Source organism: Giesbergeria sp. (genome assembly GCF_028686475.1).
In the GTDB taxonomy this organism is placed as follows: domain Bacteria; phylum Pseudomonadota; class Gammaproteobacteria; order Burkholderiales; family Burkholderiaceae_C; genus Simplicispira.
Genome location: NZ_JAQUCA010000005.1, coordinates 154938 through 173924, shown reverse-complemented (window position 1 = coordinate 173924; position 18987 = coordinate 154938). Strand labels below are relative to the sequence as shown.

General features: G+C 58.2%; 19 protein-coding genes. 12 read left to right on the top strand and 7 right to left on the bottom strand.

Annotation, left to right across the window (positions count from 1 at the left end; translation table 11 throughout):
• The first annotated feature begins 6 nt into the window (after positions 1 to 6).
• Positions 7 to 1167: a lipid-A-disaccharide synthase gene (gene lpxB, locus PHX60_RS05325; protein WP_300075565.1), complete on the top strand. Its 1161-nt coding sequence runs from the start codon at positions 7 to 9 to the stop codon at positions 1165 to 1167.
• Complete coding sequence (rnhB, locus tag PHX60_RS05320; RefSeq protein WP_300075563.1) at positions 1139 to 1795, top strand: ribonuclease HII; 657 nt, start codon at positions 1139 to 1141, stop codon at positions 1793 to 1795. The genes lpxB and rnhB overlap by 29 nt, the downstream gene beginning before the upstream one ends.
• Here rnhB and PHX60_RS05315 read toward each other — a convergent pair.
• The 3 genes from PHX60_RS05315 to PHX60_RS05305 form a co-directional block, all read right to left on the bottom strand.
• Positions 1761 to 2051 carry an addiction module antidote protein gene (locus tag PHX60_RS05315; RefSeq protein ID WP_300075562.1) on the bottom strand — a complete coding sequence of 97 codons (291 nt, stop codon included), beginning with the start codon at positions 2049 to 2051 and terminating at the stop codon, positions 1761 to 1763. The genes rnhB and PHX60_RS05315 overlap by 35 nt on opposite strands.
• A complete protein-coding gene (locus PHX60_RS05310; protein ID WP_300075560.1) occupies positions 2048 to 2374 on the bottom strand; it encodes a type II toxin-antitoxin system RelE/ParE family toxin in 327 nt (108 codons plus the stop codon). The genes PHX60_RS05315 and PHX60_RS05310 overlap by 4 nt, the downstream gene beginning before the upstream one ends.
• A gap of 187 nt (positions 2375 to 2561) precedes the next feature.
• Positions 2562 to 3284 (bottom strand): WYL domain-containing protein, encoded by a 723-nt coding sequence (locus PHX60_RS05305; RefSeq protein ID WP_300075559.1) that lies wholly within the window; start codon positions 3282 to 3284, stop codon positions 2562 to 2564.
• 245 nt (positions 3285 to 3529) lie between these two features.
• Between PHX60_RS05305 and PHX60_RS05300 the strand changes: the two genes are divergently transcribed.
• The 6 genes from PHX60_RS05300 to carB all read left to right on the top strand — a co-directional run bounded on the left by PHX60_RS05300 (position 3530) and on the right by carB (position 10034).
• The gene (locus PHX60_RS05300; RefSeq protein WP_300075557.1) at positions 3530 to 3793 is read left to right on the top strand and encodes a helix-turn-helix transcriptional regulator; all 264 of its coding nucleotides are present in this window, start codon (positions 3530 to 3532) and stop codon (positions 3791 to 3793) included.
• Between the two features lie 33 nt (positions 3794 to 3826).
• On the top strand, positions 3827 to 4105 hold the full coding sequence (locus PHX60_RS05295; protein WP_300075555.1) for a type II toxin-antitoxin system RelB/DinJ family antitoxin: 279 nt from the start codon (positions 3827 to 3829) through the stop codon (positions 4103 to 4105).
• Positions 4106 to 4181: 76 nt separating this feature from the next.
• Complete coding sequence (locus PHX60_RS05290) at positions 4182 to 4973, top strand: RNA methyltransferase (RefSeq protein ID WP_300075553.1); 792 nt, start codon at positions 4182 to 4184, stop codon at positions 4971 to 4973.
• A 182-nt stretch (positions 4974 to 5155) separates the two neighbouring features.
• On the top strand, positions 5156 to 6331 hold the full coding sequence (gene carA / locus PHX60_RS05285; protein ID WP_300075552.1) for a glutamine-hydrolyzing carbamoyl-phosphate synthase small subunit: 1176 nt from the start codon (positions 5156 to 5158) through the stop codon (positions 6329 to 6331).
• Positions 6332 to 6361: 30 nt separating this feature from the next.
• Positions 6362 to 6769, top strand: a complete 408-nt coding sequence (locus tag PHX60_RS05280; RefSeq protein ID WP_300075550.1) for a hypothetical protein — start codon at positions 6362 to 6364, stop codon at positions 6767 to 6769.
• Between the two features lie 10 nt (positions 6770 to 6779).
• Positions 6780 to 10034, top strand: a complete 3255-nt coding sequence (gene carB, locus PHX60_RS05275) for a carbamoyl-phosphate synthase large subunit (RefSeq protein WP_300075548.1) — start codon at positions 6780 to 6782, stop codon at positions 10032 to 10034.
• A gap of 76 nt (positions 10035 to 10110) precedes the next feature.
• Here the strand turns inward: carB and PHX60_RS05270 are convergent, their stop codons facing one another.
• Both PHX60_RS05270 and PHX60_RS05265 read right to left on the bottom strand, forming a co-directional pair.
• Positions 10111 to 11313, bottom strand: a complete 1203-nt coding sequence (locus PHX60_RS05270) for an amino acid aminotransferase (RefSeq protein WP_300075546.1) — start codon at positions 11311 to 11313, stop codon at positions 10111 to 10113.
• 119 nt (positions 11314 to 11432) lie between these two features.
• Positions 11433 to 12281 carry an EAL domain-containing protein gene (locus PHX60_RS05265; RefSeq protein ID WP_366144334.1) on the bottom strand — a complete coding sequence of 283 codons (849 nt, stop codon included), beginning with the start codon at positions 12279 to 12281 and terminating at the stop codon, positions 11433 to 11435.
• A gap of 128 nt (positions 12282 to 12409) precedes the next feature.
• On the opposite strand from PHX60_RS05265, the gene PHX60_RS05260 reads away from it, so the two are divergent.
• The gene (locus PHX60_RS05260) at positions 12410 to 13492 is read left to right on the top strand and encodes an acyltransferase (protein ID WP_300075544.1); all 1083 of its coding nucleotides are present in this window, start codon (positions 12410 to 12412) and stop codon (positions 13490 to 13492) included.
• A gap of 36 nt (positions 13493 to 13528) precedes the next feature.
• Here PHX60_RS05260 and PHX60_RS05255 read toward each other — a convergent pair whose 3' ends face one another.
• Together PHX60_RS05255 and acs are read right to left on the bottom strand one after the other, a co-directional pair.
• On the bottom strand, positions 13529 to 13978 hold the full coding sequence (locus PHX60_RS05255; RefSeq protein WP_300075542.1) for an HIT family protein: 450 nt from the start codon (positions 13976 to 13978) through the stop codon (positions 13529 to 13531).
• Between the two features lie 88 nt (positions 13979 to 14066).
• Positions 14067 to 16061 (bottom strand): acetate--CoA ligase, encoded by a 1995-nt coding sequence (gene acs / locus PHX60_RS05250; RefSeq protein ID WP_300075540.1) that lies wholly within the window; start codon positions 16059 to 16061, stop codon positions 14067 to 14069.
• Positions 16062 to 16165: 104 nt separating this feature from the next.
• Here acs and PHX60_RS05245 point away from each other — a divergent pair, with 104 nt between their 5' ends.
• From PHX60_RS05245 to PHX60_RS05235, 3 genes are read left to right on the top strand one after another with little or no spacing between them, the layout of a single operon-like run.
• On the top strand, positions 16166 to 16687 hold the full coding sequence (locus PHX60_RS05245; protein WP_300075538.1) for a DUF2069 domain-containing protein: 522 nt from the start codon (positions 16166 to 16168) through the stop codon (positions 16685 to 16687).
• Between the two features lie 15 nt (positions 16688 to 16702).
• The gene (locus PHX60_RS05240; protein ID WP_300075536.1) at positions 16703 to 18127 is read left to right on the top strand and encodes an FAD-binding oxidoreductase; all 1425 of its coding nucleotides are present in this window, start codon (positions 16703 to 16705) and stop codon (positions 18125 to 18127) included.
• A gap of 47 nt (positions 18128 to 18174) precedes the next feature.
• Positions 18175 to 18987: a thymidylate synthase gene (locus tag PHX60_RS05235; protein ID WP_300075534.1), complete on the top strand. Its 813-nt coding sequence runs from the start codon at positions 18175 to 18177 to the stop codon at positions 18985 to 18987.

The window sequence follows — 18987 nt, the reverse complement described above, 5'->3', positions numbered from 1 at the left end:
AGCCCCATGAGCAAGCATATTCCACGCATCGCCTTGGTGGCTGGCGAAGCCTCGGGGGATTTGCTGGCTGGCTTGCTGCTCGATGGCGTGCAGCACCATTGGCCCGGCTTGCCCACGCACGGTATTGGTGGCCCCCAAATGGCCCGGCGCGGTTTTGAGGCTTGGTGGCCCAGCGATAAACTGGCGGTACACGGTTACAGCTGGGAGGTGTTGCGCCGCTTGGCAGAAATCATTCAAATTCGGCGGCGCTTGCGTGAGCGCTTGCTGCAAAACAAGCCCGACATCTTTATCGGCGTGGATGCGCCCGATTTCAATTTGGGGCTAGAAACCGATTTGCGCGCCGCTGGGGTCAAAACCGTGCATTTTATTTGCCCGTCGATTTGGGCTTGGCGGGCCGAACGGGTAGAAAAAATCCGCCAAGCAGCTGACCATGTGCTGTGCGTGTTTCCGTTTGAGCCTGCATTGTTGGCGCGCCACGGTATTGCCGCCAGTTATGTTGGCCACCCGTTGGCCAGCGTGATTCCCTTAGAACCCGACCGCGCCGCAGCGCGCCAAGCCTTGGGTTTGCAGCCCGAGGATACGGTGTTGGCGATTTTGCCCGGCAGCCGCGCTGCTGAAATCAACTACATTACCCCCGCCTTTTTGCAAGCTGCTGCTCTGGTGCGACAGGTGCAGCCCCACATCAAGCTACTGCTGCCCGCCGTGCCAGCACAGCGCACCACGATTGAGCGCATGGTGCAAGAAGCCGGTTTGCAAGGCATGGTGCAGCTGCTGGCCGGACAATCCCATGCCGCGCTGGCTGCTTGCGATTGCACCCTGATTGCCAGCGGCACCGCCACCCTAGAGGCCGCCTTGTTCAAACGCCCGATGGTGATTGCCTACCGGATGCAAGCCCTGAGCTGGCGCTTGATGCGGCGCAAACAGTTGCAGCCTTGGGTGGGCCTGCCCAATATTTTGTGTGGCGATTTTGTGGTGCCTGAGCTAATTCAAGATGCAGCCACGCCCCAAGCCTTGGCCAGTGCCGTGCTGCAATGGTTGGACGCACGCCAGCACGCCCCCGAGCGCATGAGTGCCTTGCAGCAGCGTTTTACCGATTTGCACCACAGCCTGCGCCGCAACACCTCTGTTTTAGCCGCCGATGCCCTCCGACAAATTCTTGCCGCCTGAACAGCATTGCCTGCCTTGGTACCCCGCTGGTTTGGTGGCGGGTGTGGATGAGGCCGGGCGCGGCCCCTTGGCCGGCCCCGTGGTAGCCGCTGCCGTGATTTTGGATGAGCTGTATCCGATTGACGGTCTGGCCGACTCCAAAAAACTCACTGCGACCCGGCGCGAGGCCCTGTTTGATGAAATCCGCGCCAAAGCCCTGTGTTGCAGCATTGCCCAAGCCAGCGTCGAAGAAATTGACCGCCTGAATATCTTGCAAGCCACCCTGCTGGCCATGCGCCGCGCGGTGCTGGGCTTGCGCCTGAAACCGGCGATGGCGCTGGTGGATGGCAACCGCCTGCCCCGGCTGGACATGCCCGCCGAAGCGATAGTCAAAGGCGATGCCTTGGTGCCCGCCATTTCTGCCGCCTCGATTTTGGCCAAGGTGTACCGCGACCGCTGGTGCGTGCAAGCCGATGTCCAGTACCCCGATTATGGTTTTGCGCTGCACAAAGGCTATGGCACCGTCGCCCATTTGGCCGCCTTGCAACAGCATGGGCCGTGTCCGCTGCACCGCCAATCTTTTGCGCCGGTGGCCAAGGCCCGGCGGGCGCTGGTCAGTGCGCGTACACCCCTAGTTTCAGACCTGTAGCCTTAAGCACCGCGCTGAGTGTTCGGATGGTCGGGTTGCCCCGGCTTGAGAGCGTGCGGTACAGGCTCTCGCGTGACAGCTGCGCCTTTTGGGCCACTGCCGCTACACCGCCACGCGCCTCAACCACTTTGCGCAAAGCGGTGAGATAGGTTGTTGGATCCTCATCTTCACTGGCCGCATTCAGGTACTCTGCCGCAAACTCGGCATCCTGAAGCTGCTGAAACAGCCAGTCATCATGCTTCATGGTTTCGATCATGGGTTGCTCCTGTGCTGCCATTCATCCCAGCGTGCAATGGCGCGTTTGATATCAGCTGCTTGTGTGCGTTTATCGCCGCCCTCGCACAGCAAAATGACGCGATCACCTTCGACAGCGTAATACACCCGATAACCTGGCCCCCAGTCAATGCGTAGCTCCCATACGCCATCGCCCACGGGCTTGCAGTCGCCAAAATTACCATTGTTCAAACGAATTAACCGTGCCGCCACCCGCGCTTGCGCCTGACGGTCTTTCAACCCGTCCAGCCATCGACCAAAAAGATCTTGTCCATCCGGTGTGAAGTAATGACGCAACTCGTACATGGGTTCATTGTAGTCTATAAGCTACAAAATGAGAAAACTGCGGTGATGTCTCTGGTGCATCCCATTACACACAAGTATTTTTCTTTTAAAAACAATAGGTTATGTGGAAAATTTTCCAAAATTAGATGAAAAGCCGGTCTTTTGCAGCCAGCCAACTACCCTCCAAAGTACCAAATTTGCACAAAATTTAAGCAAATAACGTACTTTTTTCACATCCCAGAAAAGTCCCACCGACTTGTGTGTAATGGGATGAGGTAAACCACACATCATCCTTACTGTTGATGTAATCCTGATGCTCAGGCTTGGGGCTAAAGCGGCTGGCCTTGTCCACTTGCAGCCCTTGGACCAGCGCCACGCTAAAGTTTTTCAGCAGTGCGCTTTCTTCAGCCGCCAGATACCAAATGCCGTTTTTGTGGATGAGTCGGTAAGGCTGGGCCAAGCGTGGCTTGTCTTTGTAGCTAAAGCGGCATTCGTGGTGCTGCTCAATCGCACGTTGCAACAGGGCAAAGGTGGTGCTTTGGGGCTCTAAATCTTCGTGCGGGGTCGCTTGCACCTGGGTGGCGCGTTGTGGCGTGGGGGTTTCCAGTTGCCCCAGCAAATACGGCAAGCTGGAATCGGGAAACAGATGCTCAGTGCCTGCCAACTGCGCGTACTGGTGCAGGTACTGGGCTGGAATGGTGCTGCGCCGGTGGCGGGCCAATTGCCACTGTCCTTCTGGGTTGCGCTCGGCAATGTCGCGCAGGCGCTCGCCCAAATCGCGCTCAATGGTACGCACATCCACGCCAAACTGTTGCGCCAACTGGTGCTTGTCCAAGCTGCCACCTTGGTGCAGCAGCGCCAAGATGTGCGACAGGCGCTGGGCCAGTTTTTCTCCTTTGGCGCTGGCTGGGCGGTGGGCAGGCTGGTTCATGGGTGTGGTGGCGTAGGGCGATGAGCCACTTTACACGGCAGCTGCGACAGGTGGTGTCGGTGCTGCCTGCAATCGTAAAAAACAAGGTGAAAAAGCATAAGTCCTCCATTCTGCCGTATAAGTTAGCTATCAGAAGTTTTTGCACTGTTTGAACCCAAGCTGATGCCTGTTCCTAGATACGAACAGCCGCTTGAAATGAAAAAAACTTACAGCACCCAACTTATATGCGGTAAGCTCGACGCACCTTGTCGCAACCTTGCGGCATGGGCGATGTGGTGGATCAGGCATTGGGGCAGGCGCTACGTAAATTGCGTACCGAACGGGGCTGGAGCCAGTCCGAGTTGGCGCTGCGCGTCGAGATGGATCGCAACTACCTGTCACTGATTGAGTTGGGGCGCAACAGCCCCAGCGTGCGTATGCTGATGCGGCTGTGCATGGCGCTGGATGTGCGCGCCGCCAAGGTGCTGGACGACGTAGAACGGCGCGTACAGGTGCAACAGCAGCCGTAATACAATGTATCTCACTCAAGTTTAGAGATCATCATGGCTGCCACTTCAATGGTTCATGTTCGCATCAACGAGCAAATCAAAGCACAGGCCACCGAAACCTTGGCCGCTATGGGTTTGTCGGTTTCTGATGCGGTGCGCGTGTTTTTAACCCGCGTGGTGGCCGAGAAGCAATTGCCCTTTGCGCTCCAAGTTCCCAATGCCGAAACGCGCGCCGCGATGACTGAGGCCGATGCCATTGCCAGCCCACACCGCGCCCGTTTTGCCACTGCCAACGCCTTGTTCGATGACCTTGAAAAGAAGCGCAGCGAGTAAGCGCGCCGCTTTTCCGCGCGCCGCAGACTACGCCAAGAGCTTCCGCAAAGACTGGGATAGGCTCACCTAGATTCGAATGAAAATTATTCCCACCCCCATCCAATCGCGCGATAACCCCCTGCTGAAAGACTTGCGCCGTCTGGCCCAAGACAGCACCGCCTACCGCAAGCAGGGCCGGGTTTGGCTAGAGGGCGACCATCTGTGCCGCGCCGCTTTGGCGCGCGGCCTGCAACCGGCGATAGCGGTGTTTTCCGAAGCCCTCTGGCCCAACGTGCCCGCCGCCTGGGTACAAGGGGCAGGCCGCGTGGTCGTGATTCCACGAGCGCTGTTTGCCGACATTAGCGGGCTAGAGTCGCCCGCGCAGATGGGTTACATCATGGATTCGCCCAGCACCCCCGCCGTGCTGCCCGATGCCCCCACCGTGGTGCTAGACCGGGTACAAGATGCAGGCAATGTAGGCTCTATTTTACGTAGCGCTGCGGCCTTTGGTTTTATCCAAGTGCTGGCGCTCAAGGGGACAGCGGCATTGTGGGCACCCAAGGTGCTGCGCGCCGGTATGGGCGCGCATTTTGGTTTGCGCCTGATTGAAGGGCTGCAACCCGAGGCTTTAGAGGCTTTGCAGTTGCCTTTGATTGTCACCAGCTCGCACCAAGGCGCTTTGATTCAGCAGCAAACCCTGCCTTGGCCCTGTGCTTGGGCCTTGGGCCACGAAGGCCAAGGCGTGGGCGAGGCCGTGGCGGCCCATGCGGCTTTGTCGGTACGCATTGGCCAACCGGGCGGCGAAGAATCGCTCAATGTGGCTGCTGCTGCCGCCATTTGCTTGCACGCCAGCGCGGTGGCTGCGGTTGCCGCTGCTTCAGCCACTTGAGGCCACGGGTTTTCCCTGAAAGTGCCATTCAGAAACCACGGCCATTGGCTATAATGGGCGGCTTTTACGCATCCTCTACGCCTAGCGCAGCTTCATAGCCGACCCCCACAAGAGCTTTTGCATGAGACTCCATCCTGTCTCCTGCTCCGCTGGGCGTACCCGTAACCAAACCGGAGAACCCAGTGCTATTGTCTCTACAGGGAACCTTCCCGCCCGCCATTCTGGCGCTCGCAGACGGCACGGTCTTTATCGGCAATTCGATTGGTGCCACCGGCACTACCGTTGGTGAAGTGGTGTTCAACACCTCTATCACCGGCTACCAAGAAATCCTGACAGACCCCAGCTATTGCCAGCAGATCGTGACCCTCACGTATCCGCACATTGGCAACTATGGTGTCAATGCCGAGGATGTCGAAGCCGACAAAGTCCATGCCGCAGGCCTCATCATCAAAGACCTGCCCTTGCTGGCCAGCAACTTCCGCGCCACCGAAACGCTGTCACAGTATTTGGTGCGCGAGAACACCGTGGCCATCGCCAATATTGATACGCGCAAGCTCACGCGCTTGTTGCGTAGCCAAGGCGCACAAAACGGTGCTATCGTTGGTTTGGCTGTGGGTGAAGCGGTTACGCAAGCGCGTATTGACGAAGCCATTGCCGCTGCCAAAGCTGCCCCGCCCATGAAGGGCTTGGATTTGGCCCAAGTCGTAACGACAAGCGCCGCCTACCCGTGGGAACAAACCGAGTGGAAACTGGGCCAAGGTTACGGCCAGCAAACCGCGCCCCGCTTCCATGTGGTGGCCTATGATTTTGGCGTGAAGAAAAACATCCTGCGGATGCTGGCCGAGCGTGGCTGCAAACTCACCGTCGTGCCCGCCAAGACACCCGCTGCCGAAGTGCTGGCAATGAACCCCGATGGCGTGTTCCTGTCCAACGGCCCTGGCGACCCACAGCCGTGCGATTACGCCATTGCCGCTGCCCAAACCATCATCGAATCCGGCGTGCCCACCTTTGGCATTTGCTTGGGCCACCAAATCATGGCGCTGGCCTCGGGGGCTAAAACCTTCAAGATGGACAACAGCCACCACGGTGCCAACCATCCGGTCAAAGACTTGGACAATGGCCGTGTCAGCATCACCAGCCAAAACCACGGTTTCGCCGTCGAGCTGGAATCGTTGCCTGCGAACTTGCGCGCCACGCACATCAGCTTGTTTGATGGCACGCTGCAAGGCTTGGAGCGCACCGACAAACCCGCCTTCTGCTTCCAAGGCCACCCCGAGGCTTCGCCCGGCCCGAACGACATCGCTTACCTGTTTGACCGCTTCACCGCGCTCATGCAGGCTGCTCAAGCCACGTCCTAAGGCGCACGCCATTGCACCCAGAGCTGCCCCATGAAACTGTTTAGCTTCCCCACTGCATCGCTGGAGAAAGCCATCTTCAAGCGCATTGCTACCTTGCCTTCGCCGCACAAAGAATGGTTTGTAGAGCGTTGGCAGCAAAAGCCTTACAAAAAGGCTTTCATCGACAACAAGGCCCTGCCTTTGGTGACTTTGGTGGCCAAAGGTAAAACTTGGGATGATGCGACCTTTGCCGAAGCGATGCAAGATTGGGAGGTAGCGTTTTATGAGGCCGAAGCCGAAGTTCTGCGCCCCCTGATCCAAGGCGATGGCCTATTGCAGTTGATGCAAAAGAACCTCCCGCCTGAACGGGCGCAGGCCTTGATAGACAAGTTGAAGCTGCGGCGCGAGGCCGCCCAGCCTCCCTCCAGCCCCCTGGCCGCCGAAACCACGATCGACTGATCGACGCACCATGCCAAAACGTACAGACATAAAAAGCATTCTCATCATCGGCGCTGGCCCGATCATCATCGGCCAGGCTTGCGAGTTCGATTATTCCGGCGTGCAAGCCTGCAAGGCGCTGCGCGAAGAGGGTTACAAGGTCATTCTGATCAACAGCAACCCTGCCACCATCATGACCGACCCGGCCACGGCGGATGTCACCTATATTGAGCCGATTACCTGGCAAACGGTAGAAAAAATCATTGCCAAAGAGCGCCCCGATGCCATTTTGCCGACGATGGGTGGCCAAACGGCGCTCAATTGCGCGCTGGATTTGTGGCACCACGGCGTGCTAGAAAAATACAAGGTCGAGTTGATTGGTGCCACCCCCGAGGCTATCGACAAGGCCGAAGACCGCCTCAAGTTCAAAGATGCCATGACCAAAATTGGTCTAGGCTCGGCCCGTTCTGGCATTGCCCACAGCATGGAAGAGGCTTGGGCGGTGCAAAAGAGCGTCGGTTTCCCGACCGTGATTCGCCCCAGCTTTACGCTGGGTGGCACCGGCGGCGGCATTGCCTACAACCCGGAAGAGTTTGAAACCATCTGCAAGCGCGGTTTAGAAGCCTCGCCCACCAATGAGCTGCTGATTGAAGAATCGCTGCTGGGTTGGAAAGAGTACGAGATGGAAGTGGTGCGCGACAAGGCGGACAACTGCATCATCATCTGCTCGATTGAAAACTTGGACCCGATGGGCGTGCATACCGGTGATTCCATCACCGTGGCCCCGGCCCAAACCCTGACGGATAAAGAGTACCAAATCCTGCGTAACGCCAGTTTGGCGGTGCTGCGCGAGATTGGCGTCGATACCGGCGGCTCCAACGTGCAGTTCTCCATCAATCCCAAAGATGGCCGCATGGTGGTGATTGAGATGAACCCGCGTGTCTCGCGCTCCTCGGCGTTGGCTTCCAAAGCCACGGGCTTCCCGATTGCCAAGGTGGCGGCCAAGCTGGCGGTGGGCTACACGCTCGATGAGCTGAAGAACGAAATCACTGGCGGTGCCACCCCGGCCTCGTTTGAGCCGTCGATTGACTACGTGGTCACCAAGATTCCGCGTTTTGCCTTCGAGAAATTCCCGGCTGCCGACAACCGCCTGACCACGCAAATGAAGTCGGTGGGCGAAGTGATGGCGATGGGTCGCACCTTCCAAGAATCCTTCCAAAAAGCCCTGCGCGGTTTGGAAGTGGGCGTGGACGGCATGAACGAAAAAACCCAAGATCGCGAAATCTTGGAAAAAGAACTGGGCGAACCCGGCCCCGAGCGTATCTGGTACGTGGGCGATGCTTTTGCGATGGGCTTGTCGGTGGATGAAGTCCACGACCTGACCAAAATCGACAAGTGGTTCTTGGTGCAGATTGAAGAAATCGTCAAGATTGAGCTGGAACTAGACCAACTCACCGCCAGCCATGCGGATGCCGCTTTGGCCCAATTGGATGCGGCTACCTTGCTGGCGCTGAAAAAGAAAGGCTTTTCAGACCGCCGCTTGGCCAAGCTGCTCAAAACCACCGAAAAGGCCGTGCGCGACCAGCGCCGCGCCCTGAAGGTGCGCCCGGTCTATAAGCGTGTCGATACCTGCGCCGCTGAATTTGCTACCAACACCGCTTATCTGTATTCGACCTACGAAGAAGAGTGCGAGGCCGAGCCTACCGATAAGAAAAAAATCATGGTACTGGGCGGTGGCCCGAACCGTATCGGCCAAGGGATTGAGTTTGACTACTGCTGCGTGCACGCCGCTTTGGCGATGCGCGAAGATGGTTACGAAACCATTATGGTCAACTGTAACCCCGAAACCGTCTCGACCGACTACGATACCTCCGACCGCCTGTATTTTGAGCCGGTGACGTTGGAAGACGTGCTGGAAATCGTCGACAAAGAAAAGCCGGTGGGCGTGATTGTGCAGTACGGTGGCCAAACGCCGCTCAAGCTGGCGCTGGGCTTAGAGGCCGAAGGCGTGCCGATTATCGGCACCAGCCCCGACATGATTGATGCCGCCGAAGACCGCGAACGCTTCCAAAAGCTGCTGCATGAACTCAACCTCAAGCAGCCGCCCAACGCCACGGCCCGCACCGAAGCCGATGCGCTGGAAAAAGCCGCCGCGCTGGGCTACCCGCTGGTGGTGCGCCCCAGCTACGTGCTGGGTGGCCGCGCGATGGAAATCGTGCATGAGCAACGCGATTTGGAGCGTTACATGCGCGAAGCCGTGAAGGTGAGTAACGACAGCCCGGTGCTGCTGGACCGCTTCTTGAGCAACGCCATCGAGTGCGATGTGGACTGTGTGCGCGACAACACCGGCCAGGTGTTCATCGGTGGTGTGATGGAGCATATCGAGCAAGCGGGCGTGCATTCGGGCGATTCGGCTTGTTCCTTGCCGCCGTACTACCTCAAGGCCGAAACCGTGGCTGAAATCAAGCGCCAAACCGCTGCGATGGCCCAAGGCTTGAGCGTGGTCGGCCTGATGAATGTGCAGTTTGCGATTCAAGAAGCCGACGGCCAAGACATCATCTATGTGTTGGAAGTGAACCCGCGTGCTTCGCGCACCGTGCCGTTTGTTTCCAAGGCTACGGGCATCCAGTTGGCCAAGGTAGCAGCACGCTGCATGGCCGGTCAGACGCTGGCCAGCCAAGGTATCACCAAGGAAGTGACCCCGCCCTATTTCAGCGTGAAAGAAGCGGTGTTCCCGTTCGTCAAATTCCCCGGTGTGGACACCATCCTCGGCCCCGAGATGAAATCGACCGGCGAAGTCATGGGCGTGGGCAAAACCTTTGGCGAAGCCTTCGTGAAAAGCCAACTGGGTGCAGGCACCAAGCTGCCTACCGCAGGCAAGGTGTTCCTCACGGTGCGTAACAGCGACAAACCGCGTGCGATTGCGATTGCGCGCGAACTGGTGGCAATGGGCTTTACCCTGTGCGCTACCAAAGGCACGGCTGCCGCGATTGCCGAAGCCGGTGTGCCGGTGCAAACGGTGAACAAAGTGGCCGAAGGCCGCCCGCACATTGTCGATATGATCAAAAACAATGACATTGTGATGGTGATTAACACGGTCGAAGAGCGCCGCAACGCGATTGCCGACTCGCGCGCTATCCGTACCAGCTCGCTGTTGGCGCGTGTGACTACCTTTACCACCATCTTCGGTGCCGAAGCAGCGGTAGAAGGCATGAAATACATCGACCAGCTGGATGTGATTTCGGTGCAAGAGATGCACGCTCAATTGCAAGCGCAAGCCGCCTAAGTTGCTGCTAACGCGATAAAAAAACCCCGCCAAGCATTTGGCGGGGTTTTTTATGGGCTAAAACCGCACAGCAGGTTTAGGCGGCAATCACCTTGGCGATGGCTTGGCAGACATAATCAATGTTCTTGCTGTTGAGCGCGGCCACGCAAATGCGGCCGGTGTCGGTGCCATAGACACCAAACTCGCTACGCAGGCGCACCATTTGGTCTTTGTTCAGGCCCGAGTAGCTGAACATGCCGATTTGCTGCGTCATGAACGACATATCTTGCTGCACGCCAGCAGCCTTGAGGCCATCGACCAGCGTTTGGCGCATCGCCTTGATACGCACGCGCATTTCGCCCAGTTCCTTTTCCCACAGGGCGCGCAGTTCGGCATTGCCCAGCACGGCTGCCACGACCGCGCCACCGTGGGTGGGGGGGTTGGAGTAGTTGGTGCGAATCACGATTTTCAGCTGCGACAACACGCGGTCGGCTTCTTCTTTGCTTTCGCACAACACGCTCAGGCCACCCACGCGCTCGCCATACAGGCTGAAGCTCTTGGAGAAGCTGGTCGAGACAAAGAAGCTCAAACCGGCAGCGACAAACTTTTGAATTACGGCACCGTCTTCGGCAATGCCGTGGCCAAAGCCTTGGTAGGCCATGTCCAAGAAAGCCGTCAAGCCTTTGGCCTTGACCACGGCCACCACTTGGTCCCACTGCGCGGGGGTGATGTCGTAGCCGGTGGGGTTGTGGCAGCAGGCGTGTAGCACAATGATGGTGCCGGGGGCGGCAGCGTTCAAGCTGGCCAACATGCCGTCAAAGTTCACGCCGCGTTTGTCGGCATCGTAGTAGGCATAGGTGTCCACCACAAAACCGGCGTTGGTGAACAGGGCGCGGTGGTTTTCCCAGCTCGGGTCAGAAATCAATACTTTGGCATCGGGGCTGATTTTTTTCAGGAAGTCGGCACCGATTTTCAGGCCGCCGGTGCCGCCAATGGCTTGCACCGTGGCTACACGGCCATTTTTGACGGGTTCAGAGTCGGCACCAAACACCAGCGCCTTGACACCATTGTCGTAAGCGGCCAAGCCGTCAATGGGCAGGTAGCCACGGGCGGTGGGTTTGGCCATCAGCGCGGCTTCGGCTTGTTGCACGCATTGCAGCAGCGGCAGTTTGCCGTTGTCGTCGAAATACACGCCCACGCCCAAGTTGACCTTGTTGGGGTTGGTGTCGGCGTTGAATTGCTCATTCAGGCCCAAAATAGGGTCACGGGGGGCCATTTCGACGGCGGTGAACAGAGACATGTGAGTCCTTGGAAGGGGGGTAAAAACAGAAAAGTACCAACCCCCGATTTTAGCGATGCAACACAGATTTGCCCAAGCCATGCCCGATGGTTTGCCAAGCGATGTAGAGTGTGTAAGCTTCAGGCCGCCAGTGCTTCTAGCTGGAGGGCGGCTTGGCCGTCGTTGCACGATGTAGCCCGCTGGGTATGGCGCGCTGGCCGTCCTAGCAGCCAGCCTTGGCCATAGGGAATCTCCAGTTCACGCATGGCCTGCAAATCAGCGGTGGTTTCTATCCCTTCGGCAATCAAGGTGGTGCCAAACACTTGGGCAATCCCTTTGATGGCTTGCACCATTTGCCAGTTTTGGGATTGGGCGCTGATGTCGCGCACAAAGTATTTGTCGATTTTGACAAAATCGGGCTTGATTTCAGACCACACGCGCAAGCTGGAGCGGCCATCGCCAAAATCATCTAAAGCCAACTGCATTCCGGCGGCACGCACGCTTTGCACTGCATGGCACAGGCGTGCCATATCGGCGACGCGCTCATGCTCGGTAATTTCTAGCACCACCATGCGCGCTTTAACCCCCCAGCTACGCACTACGCTGGCCAATCTGGGGGTGCTAGACAAGCTAAGCGCTTGTACCAAGGCATTGGCACTGATGTTGACGAACAAACGCCCACCTGTCCCCAGCTGGCCCCAAGTCTGCAAGGCGGTATAAGCGCAAAACAATTCAAACTCTTGCAGCAGCTGCTCGCGCCGGGCCAAGTCCAACAGCACATCGGGGGCGTAGCAAGCGCTGCCTTCGGGGCCGCGAATCAGAGCCTCGTGGGCATGGATGTTGCCGGAGCGTAAATCGACCAAGGGTTGAAAGACACAATGCAGCCGTCCAGAGCGTACCAACTTGGCCAGCAGCCCTTGGCCGTGGCGCAAGGCCGGTGACAGAAAGGTGAGCACTTGTTCACAAGCTATGGGTGCGATAGAAGCCATGTGCTGGTGTCCTGCGTGTTGCCAATACCATACAGCTTAGCGCAGTTGAATGACACGGCTGTTACAGCACAATCATCCCCAGCAAAAGCCGGAAAAGCACGGCAAAACTACCGAATTTCATCCCTTACATGCAAAAAAATTTCAATGATGTGGAGTTGGGTCTGGCTGGCCCGAAGCAGAACTATTGGTTACTGAGGCACTTTGCGGCGTTTTGTGTGCTGTTGGTTCATTCCTTTGCACTGAGCAACAAGCCGCCGCATGATTTGTTGCGAGTGTTTCCGGCCTTGGGTGGCATTGCTGGTTTGGGGGTGATGGTGTTTTTCATCATCAGTGGCTATCTGATTACCCAAAGTTGGCACCGCCACCGCAGTGTGGCCGTTTTTGTTTGGCACCGTTGTTTACGCATCATGCCGGGCATGTGGGGCTGCATGGTGTTTGCCTTGTTGCTGGGGTGGATGGTCTCTGTTTTGCCAACAGCTGCTTATTGGTCGCATCCACAAACGGCCAACTATGTGGTCGGCAATTTGTTGCTGCGTAATGTGCTGGATTTGCCGGGGGTGTTCCAAGGCAATCCGCTGATGGCGGGCGTGACCGGAACCTTTTGGACTTTGCCGATTGAACTGACCTGCTATTTGGGCGTGTTGCTACTCGGGAGCTTAGGGGTGTTGAAATCCCCTCGATGGAGCATTCTGCTAGGTATCGCTGCTTTGCTGGCCGCTACGCTCTGGGGCAGCGCGCTTAATTTGTTTGGTGCAAGCATTTTGTCTGAGGCCCTGCCGCGCTATTACGCGGCTTTTATCTGTGGCATGTTGCTCTACCAAGGGCGGGTCTGGTTGCCACTGGGATGGATGTTGCCCGCCGTGCTGGTGCTGGTGGCCAGCGTTGCCTTGTGGTACACGCCGCCGAGCAGTTTATTTTGGCCTTGGTTGGATTTGTTGCGTGTGGCCACCTTGGCGTGGTTCTTGATCAGTGCGGTGATGGCATTTAGCCCAGTGTGGCCTGAACCAGAGGGATGGCCCGACCTGTCGTATGGTGTGTATTTGTATGGATTCCCGATTCAGCAAGCCGTGGTGCATTTTTATCCCGACTGGAATGGTTGGGCGGTGCTGGCGGCCTCGGGGGTGCTGTCGGTACTGGCGGCCTTGATTTCTTGGTACGCGATTGAATCGAAGGCCCTGCGCTGGAAAAATGCCCTACGCACACACCGATAGAGCTTGTAAGCTGGTGCTGCCGGTAGATACTACCGTCTAGGGGGTAGGGGTGATGGCGCGGCTCAGTTGCGCGGCGTAGTCTTGCAAAATAGCTGCATCGGGGTCTTTGCGCGGCCAGCTCAGGGCGATGCCGTCTTGGGCATGGCGTGGTACCACATGCAAATGGAAGTGGAACACGGTTTGGTCGCCCTCGCGCCCATTGGCCTGCAATAGCGTGATGCCGGGCGGGTCAAAGGTGGCTTGTACCGCACTGGCTACGCGCTGTGCGGTTTGCATCACGGCGGCAGCTTCTTCAGGGGTGATGTCCAGCAGCGTGGCAGCATGGCGTTTGGTGGCTACCAGCACATGACCGGGATTGACTTGGCCGATGTCCATAAAAGCAATCGTCAGGGCATCTTCATAGACACGGGCAGCGGGAATTTCTCCGGCCACCAGACGGCAAAAAATACATTGACCGGGCGGCGAGGTATCGACAAACATTGGCATAAAAGAACTCCTATCAGTGGTTTCAGTGTAAGCATACGCAAAAAACCCGGCACAGAGGCCGGGTTGGTGCGTTAACGCCGCGCAGGGCTTAGTTGGTACGGGCCAACTGCTCCAAGATGTGCGGATTTTCCAGTGTGGAAGTATCTTGCGTCAGGGTCTCGCCCTTGGCAATGCCGCGCAACAGGCGACGCATGATTTTGCCGGAACGGGTCTTGGGCAGGTTTTCGCCAAAGCGGATTTCTTTCGGCTTGGCAATCGGGCCGATTTCTTTGCCCACCCAGTTACGCAGCTCGTTAGCCAAGGCCTTGGCGGCATCGCCGGTAGGCACGGGGCCTTTGAGCACCACGAAGGCCACGATGGCCTCGCCGGTCAGGTCGTCGGGGCGGCCCACCACGGCGGCTTCGGCCACGATGTCGCTCTTGGCAACCAAGGCCGATTCGATTTCCATCGTGCCCATGCGGTGGCCGGAAACGTTCAATACGTCGTCAATACGGCCAGTGATGCGGAAGTAACCTCGGTCAGCACTGCGTACTGCGCCGTCGCCCGCCAAATAATAGCCCTTGAGTTCTTCGGGGAAGTAGCTCTTCTTGAAGCGCTCGGGGTCACCCCAGATGGTGCGAATCATGGAGGGCCAAGGCTTCTTGACTACCAAAATACCACCGGAGCCGTTGGGCACGTCGTGGCCGGTTTCATCGACAATCGCTACTTGGATACCGGGCAGCGGCAGGGTGCAAGAACCGGGCACCAGCGGGGTAGCACCAGGCAGCGGCGTGACCATGTGGCCGCCGGTTTCGGTTTGCCAGAAGGTATCCACAATCGGGCAGCGCTCACCGCCGACGTTCTTGTAGTACCACATCCAGGCTTCGGGGTTGATGGGTTCGCCCACCGAACCGAGGATACGCAGGCTGCTCAGGTCAGAGCGTGCGGGGTGGATGCTCTCGTCGCTGTCGGCGGCCTTGATGAGTGAACGGATAGCGGTGGGTGCAGTGTAGAAAATGGTGCACTTGTGCTTTTCGATCATCGTCCAGAAACGATTGGCCTTGGGGAAGGTGGGCACGCCTTCAAAGATAATTTGCGTGGCACCCGCAGCCAAGGGGCCGTAGGCGACATAGCTGTGGCCGGTAATCCAGCCGATGTCGGCAGTACACCAGAAAACATCGCTGTCTTGCAGGTCAAACGTCCAATCCATCGTGAGCTTGGCCCACAGCAGGTAGCCGCCGGTGCTGTGCTGCACGCCCTTGGGCTTGCCGGTAGAGCCGGAGGTGTAAAGCACAAACAGCGGATGCTCGGCACCGACCATTTCGGGCGGACAATCGGTGGATTGGGCGGCCATTTCTTCGTGCATGAAGGTGTCGCGGCCAGCCACCATGTTGACGGCAGTGGGAGTGCGCTGGAACACCAGCACGCTCTTGACGGACTCGCAACCGCCGGTAGCCAAGGCTTCATCGACGATGGACTTGAGCGGCAGCTCTTTGCCGCCACGCATTTGGTAGTTGGCAGTGACCACGGCCACGGCACCGGCATCATGGATGCGCTCGTGCAGGGCTTTGGAGGAGAAGCCGCCAAACACGACGCTGTGGGTGGCACCGATACGGGCGCAAGCCTGCATGGCAATCACGCCTTCAATCGTCATGGGCATGTACAGGACCACGCGGTCGCCCTTTTGCACACCCTTGGATTTGAGGACGTTGGCAAATTGGCTGACTTTGTCTAACAGCTCTTTGTAGGTCACTTTGGTGACTTCGCCGCCGTCGGCCTCAAAAATGATGGCGGTTTTGTTTTCGGTGGGCGTGCCAATGTGCTTGTCGAGGCAGTTGGCCGAGGCGTTGAGTTCGCCGTCTTGGAACCACTTGTAAAACGGAGCGCTGGACTCGTCCAGGGTTTGCGTGAAGGGCTTGTTCCACACCACGTTTTCGCGCGCCAGACGGGCCCAGAAGCCTTCGTAGTCTTGTTCTGCTTCGGCGCACAGGGCTTCGTAGCCAGCCATGCCAGAAATGCGAGCGGCAGCCACGGTGGCATCAGAGGGCGGGAAAACGCGGTTTTCGACCAAGGTGGATTCGATGGCGTTAGAGGGTGCAGTCATGCGGGTTGTCTCCTGAAGTTGACTGTCGGAAATATCAATCTACTTTGGACGCTTGCACTTACAGGTCACTGACTGACCACGGGCTGACGTCCAGGGTGCTAAGTATGGCACCTCGGTATGATGCCTGCGTCATGCAAACCCCTTATTCTGATTCTGCCTCTGCTGCCTCTGCTGCCTCTGCTGCCCCTGCTGCCCCTGCTTCTTCTGGCTCCTTGGCATCGCCTGCCTTGGTGGTAACCACTGCCGGAGTGCATCACAGCCGCCGCATTGCGGTGGTGAGCCTGTTGCTGCTCATTTTTTTGTGCTTGGCTTGGGAGTTATTCTTGGCCCCGGTGCGTCCTGGGGGTTCGTGGCTGGCGCTGAAGGCACTGCCGCTGTGCATTCCGCTGGCCGGGCTGCTGAAAAACCGGATGTACACCTACCGTTGGCTGAGTTTGATGGTGTGGTTGTATGTAACGGAAGGCTGTGTGCGCGCTTGGAGCGACCGCCCACCCGGCAATTTTTTGGCGCTGCTAGAGGTCATTTTGTGCTTGGTGCTGTTTACCGCCTGCACTGCCCATATCCGTTTGCGTCTGCGCAGTGCCAAGCTGGCCGCTGCCCAGAGCAATCCCCCAGTGCCGAGCTAAACGATGGAGGCGGCCATGTCTTCTGAACTGTTAGCGCAATTGCGCCATGCCGTAGGCCCGGCCCATGTGCTAACGGGTGACGGCCTCGGCGCTTGGGAGCAAGACCGTCGCCAGCGTTGCCCCCCAGGCCAAGCGTTGGCCGTGGTGCGCCCGGCCAATACGGCTGAAGTGGCCGCCGTGGTGCGTAGCTGTGCTGCCACTGGCACGCCCATCGTGGCGCAAGGGGGCAATACCGGCTTGTCTTTGGGTTCGACCCCCGATGCCTCGGGGCGCGAGTTGGTACTCAGTTTGGCGCGCATGAATGCGGTGCGCGCCATCGAACCGCACAACCTGAGCATGACCTTAGAGGCTGGTTGCATTTTGCAAAACGCCCAGCAGGTGGCCGCGCAGGCCGGGTTGTTGTTTCCGCTGTCCTTGGCCTCGCAGGGCAGTTGCACCTTGGGTGGCAATTTGGCTTGCAATGCCGGAGGCACGCAAGTGTTGCGCTATGGCAATGCGCGTGAGCTGTGCTTGGGGCTGGAGGTGGTGACAGCGCAAGGCGAAGTGTGGGACGGCCTGCGCGGTCTGCGTAAAGACAACACCGGCTACGACTTGCGCCACCTGTTCATTGGCAGCGAGGGCACCTTGGGCATCATCACTGCGGCCACGCTCAAACTGTTTCCGCCGCCAGCAGCACAGCTCACGGCATGGGCGGCAGTGCCGACGCTAGAGCAAGCGGTGGTGTTGCTGGATTTGGCGCAGCGCTATTTGGGCGCGGGCCTGACCGGCTTTGAAGTCATGGGTCGCCCAGCGTTGGATTTGGTGGCGCGGCACATGCCGATGTTGCGCGTGCCTTTACTGGCCGAACTGGATGCACCGTGGTTTGTGCTGCTAGAAAATGCCGATAGCGAATCCGAAGACCACGCCCGTGACCGGTTCGAGGCCCTGATGGAGGCCGCCTTGGCGGCAGAGTGCATCCAAGATGCGGTGGTGGCACAAAATCAAATTCAGGCCCTGATGCTGTGGCAGGTGCGCGAGAGCATCTCTGCCGCACAAGCCCGCGAAGGGCTGAACATCAAGCACGATATTGCGCTGCCGATTGCGCGTATTCCGGCCTTTGTGGCCCATACCGACGCTTTGTTGGCGCAAGCGATTGCCGGGGTGCGGGTGGTCAATTTCGGCCATTTGGGCGATGGCAATTTGCATTACAACGTACAAGCCCCGCTGGGCTATGACGCAGCGCAATTTCTGCGCGAACAAGAGCCGCGCGTCAATCAGCTGGTCTATGACGCGGTGGCGCAGTTTGGCGGCAGCTTTTCTGCCGAGCATGGCGTGGGCGCACTCAAAGTGGCGCAGTTAGAACGCTACCAATCGCCGGTGGCTTTGGGGCTGATGCGCTCCATCAAGCAGGCTTTAGACCCGCAAAATTTGTTCAATCCGGGGCGGGTGTTGCGGGCCTAAAATCGCCCTCTTTTGCCCGTTTCCATTTTTTTGTGTCTGTTTGTTCCATGTCCAGCCCTCAGGTTCGCTCCCCATACGAAGACTTTATGCGCCATGTGTATCAACATGGGGTGAGCAAGGCCGACCGCACCGGCACCGGCACCCGCAGCGTGTTTGGCTACCAAATGCGTTTTGACCTGAGTGAGGGTTTCCCACTGGTCACGACCAAAAAGGTGCATCTCAAGTCGATTATTTTGGAATTGCTGTGGTTTTTGCGCGGCGATAGCAATGTCCAATGGCTGCAAGAGCGCGGCTGCACCATTTGGGATGAGTGGGCGCGTGCCGATGGCGATTTGGGGCCGGTGTATGGCGTGCAGTGGCGCAATTGGCCCACGCGCGCTGGCGGCCATATCGACCAAATCGCCCAGGTGCTAGAGCAGCTCAAAACCAACCCTGATAGCCGCCGCATGGTGGTCAGTGCTTGGAATGTGGCCGATTTAGACCAAATGGCGCTCATGCCCTGCCATGCGCTGTTCCAGTTTTATGTGGCCGAGGGCAAATTGTCGTGCCAGTTGTACCAGCGCAGCGCCGATATTTTCTTGGGCGTGCCGTTCAACATTGCCAGCTATGCGCTACTGACGCACATGGTGGCGCAGCAATGCGATTTGCAGGTGGGTGACTTTATCTGGACGGGTGGCGATTGCCACATTTACGACAACCATACCGAACAGGTACAAACCCAGTTGGCGCGCCAGCCCTTTGCCTACCCTAGCCTGCACCTGCGGCGCAAACCCGAGACCTTGTTCGACTACACCTTGGACGATTTTGAGGTGCAAGGCTACCAACACCACCCGGCCATCAAAGCCCCCGTCGCGGTATAA